3 protein-coding genes are annotated in these 3,231 nt (G+C 71.9%); 2 read left to right on the plus strand and 1 reads right to left on the minus strand.

The features are described from left to right. Nucleotides 1–81: 81 nt before the first annotated feature. Complete coding sequence (locus ABD308_RS25715) at nucleotides 82–1,431, minus strand: glycoside hydrolase family 18 protein (RefSeq protein WP_344338969.1); 1,350 nt, start codon at nucleotides 1,429–1,431, stop codon at nucleotides 82–84. 282 nt (nucleotides 1,432–1,713) lie between these two features. On the opposite strand from ABD308_RS25715, the gene ABD308_RS25720 reads away from it, so the two are divergent. Together ABD308_RS25720 and ABD308_RS25725 are read left to right on the plus strand one after the other, a co-directional pair. Then, nucleotides 1,714–2,187 (plus strand): carboxymuconolactone decarboxylase family protein, encoded by a 474-nt coding sequence (locus ABD308_RS25720; protein ID WP_344338970.1) that lies wholly within the window; start codon nucleotides 1,714–1,716, stop codon nucleotides 2,185–2,187. Nucleotides 2,188–2,248: 61 nt separating this feature from the next. Continuing rightward, on the plus strand, nucleotides 2,249–3,172 hold the full coding sequence (locus tag ABD308_RS25725) for an RNA polymerase sigma-70 factor (protein WP_344338971.1): 924 nt from the start codon (nucleotides 2,249–2,251) through the stop codon (nucleotides 3,170–3,172). Nucleotides 3,173–3,231: the final 59 nt, after the last annotated feature.

Here is a 3,231-nt window from a genome sequence, read left to right on the forward strand (position 1 = left end):
GACCTCCGGTCCGGGCGGCGCACCCCATCACCCCATCACCGCGTCACCGCGTCAGCGTGTCAGCGCGTCACGGCCGGAACGTCACCGCCGGCCCAGCCCGCGGTCGATCGCGGTGATCAGCTCACCGTCCGGGGTGTCCCCGTCCAGCGACCAGATCATCGCCCCGCCGAGGCCCTCGCGGCGCACGTACTCCGCCTTGGTGCGCACCACCGTCGCGTCGTCGTACGTCCACAGCGTGTTGCCGTCGAACAGCCAGGCGTTGCCGTCGCGCGGCCCCCGGTGGAGCTTGTAGGCGCCGGAGGCGGCGAGCTTCTTCAGCGCCTTGTAGTCCTCGGAGCCGGCCACCCAGGTCGCCGGGGCGGGACCGGCGGCGGGCTGCCCGAGACCGTCGCCTCCGCCCGTGACACCCGTCCAGCCCTGCCCGTAGAACGGCATGCCGGTGACCAGCTTGCGCGCCGGGGCTCCGCGCCGCAGCCAGGCGTTGACGGTCTGGTCGACGCTGAAGTCCTTCTTCGCGTACAGCGCGGACTGCTGCCCGGTGGTCGACTCGCCGGAGACGTGGAAGTCGTAGCCCTGGAGGTTGACGTAGTCGAAGTCCCGCATGATCTTGGAGACTTCGAAGCCCGCGTCGATCTTCGCGGGGGCGGTGGGCACGTACGCGCTGAGGTCGAAGTGCTTGCGCTGCTTGAGCGTGCGGCTGTACGCGTCGACCTGGGTGCGGAACTCGTGGACCAGCTTGGTGAAGTTCCGCTTGTCCTCGGGGCGGAACACATTGCCCTCGGCGCCGTCGGAGCCCGGCCACTCCCAGTCGATGTCGATGCCGTCGAAGACCCCGGCCGCCGCGCCCGCGCCGCCCCGGCCCTCGTTCACGGGCAGGTTGCCCTTGAGGTAGAGGTCGATGCAGGAGGAGACCAGCGCCTTGCGCCCGGCCTCGGTGCGCACGGCGTCCGAGAAGTACGCCGAGCCGCTCCAGCCGCCCAGCGAGATCATCACCTTGAGGCCGGGGTTCTTGGCCTTGAGCTTGCGCAGCTGGTTGAAGTTGCCGGCCAGCGCCTGCCCGGCGGTGTCGCCGACGCCGTCCACCGACCCCGCCGCGTCGACCTGGCGGGTGTAGTCGGCGTACGGGTCGGAGCCGGGGCCGCCCATCTGGCAGGTGCCGGCCGGGCCGACGTTGCCGAAGGCGTAGTTGATGTGGGTCAGCTTGCCGGCGGTGCCGCTGGTCTCCAGGTTCTTGACGTGGAAGTCGCGGCCGTAGATGCCCCACTGGATGAAGTAGCCGACCCGCTTGTACGAGGCGGCGCCGTGCCGGGAGGAGTCGCCCGCCCCGTCGAGGTCGGCCGCCGCGGCGGCGGGGGCGAGCGGGACGACCAGCCCGAGGAGGGCCGCGGTCGCGGCGCCGAAGGTCAAGCGGGTCGGGAATCTGTGACGCATGGACGAGATCACCCCTTGTGCGGTGGGGGCCGCACGATCGTGGGAAACGGTGGACGGCACAGGGAGTCCGCAGGGTGTGTGCCCGAGGTGGGCGGCGACGACTCAACACGCCACGGACCAGGCGTGTCAACGGAGTTCGGCAAAGGTTTTGCAAAGCGGAACGATTGCCTGACTACCAGTCAGTTCACCCCGGAATCCCTCCGTACCCGGCGGATGTCACAGGATGGCGGGCCGATCCGTCTCAGGGGGTGAAGCACCGGCCACCACGACGAAGGGCACACCATGGACGCGCGGATCGACTTCTTCACCACCCCGACCGGCGGCAGGCTCGTCAAGGGCCTGATGACGCTGGGCCGGGAGCTCAAGGAGATGCCGCTGCCGGCCACCACCCAGGAGCTGGTCTCGCTGCGGGTGAGCCAGATCAACGGCTGCGCCGTCTGCATCGACATGCACACCAAGGAGGCCGCCGCCGCGGGCGAGAGCGCGCTGCGGCTGAACCTGGTCGCGGCCTGGCGGGAGGCCGACGTCTACACCGACGCGGAGCGCGCCGCGCTGGCGCTCGCCGAGGAGGGCACCCGGATCGCGGACGGGGCCGGCGGGGTCGCCGACGAGGTGTGGGCGAACGCCGCCGAGCACTACGACACGGACCAGCTGGCCGCCCTGGTGATGCTGATCTCGTTCATGAACCTGGCCAACCGGGCGAACGTCATCACCCGGCAGCCCGCTGGCGACTACGTGGCCGGCCGGTTCCACTGACCGATCGCGGGCCCGGTCACCGACCAGTACCGTTCGTACCGTTCCGAGGGAAGGAAGCCGCGTGAGCAAGGTCGACGAGTTCGAGGAGTTGCGGCCGCTGTTGTTCTCGATCGCCTACCGGATCCTCGGCAGCGTGGGCGAGGCCGAGGACGCCGTCCATGAGGCCTGGCTGCGCTACGACGCCTCGCCGACCCGGCCGACGTCGGTCAAGGCGTTCCTGTCCACCACGGTGACCAGGATCGCGATCGACGTGCTGCGCCTGGCCCGGGTCCGCCGGGAGGAGTACGTGGGGCCGTGGCTGCCCGAGCCGCTGCTCGCCGACCCCTACGCGGATCCGGCCCGGGCGGCCGAGCTGGCCGACTCGGTGTCGATGGCGGCCTTGCTGCTGCTGGAGCGGCTGAGCCCGCTGGAGCGGGCGGTGTTCGTGCTGCGCGAGGTGTTCGGTTTCGGCTTCGACGAGGTCGCCGACGCGGTGGGCCGTTCCGAGGCGGCCTGCCGCCAGCTGGCGGTGCGGGCGCGCCGGCACATGCGGGACGGCCGGCCGCGCTTCGAGGCCGAGCGCAAGGAGCGGGACGAGCTCGCCGCGCGCTTCTTCGACGCGCTGAGCGAGGGTGACATCGCCGGTCTGCAGGAGCTGCTGGCCGCCGATGTCACCATGGTCGGCGACGGCGGCGGCAAGACCCCGCAGCTGGCCCGGGCGGTCGCCGGCGCCGCCCAGGTGGCCCGGCTGCTGGCGGCGGTGGTGCCGATGATGGCCCGGATCGACGTGACCTTCGAGCCGCACGAGGTCAACGGTCAGCCCGGCGCCGTCTTCCGCGACCAGGCCGGGCGGGTGCTGAACACGCTGGTGCTCGACATCGCGGAGGGCCGGGTCCAGGCCATCCGCTCCGTCCTCAACCCCGACAAGCTCGGCCACCTCGGGCCGGTCGCCGACGCCTGGGCCGTGCACCACGCCCTCAAGCGGGCCCGCCGCCCCGGGGACTGACCCCGCCGCTCACGCCGACGGCGCCGGGCGCTCCTCCTCGGGAGCGTCCGGCGTCGGGC

Origin of the sequence: Kitasatospora putterlickiae (assembly GCF_039527695.1) — a bacterium.
In the GTDB taxonomy this organism is placed as follows: Bacteria; Actinomycetota; Actinomycetes; order Streptomycetales; family Streptomycetaceae; genus Kitasatospora; species Kitasatospora putterlickiae.

Excerpts from the sequence above, each read along its gene's own strand:
- ABD308_RS25720 (WP_344338970.1), top strand. The coding sequence starts at position 1,714 with ATGGACGCGCGGATCGACTTCTTCACCACCCCGACCGGCGGCAGGCTC.
- ABD308_RS25715 (WP_344338969.1), bottom strand. The coding sequence starts at position 1,431 with ATGCGTCACAGATTCCCGACCCGCTTGACCTTCGGCGCCGCGACCGCG.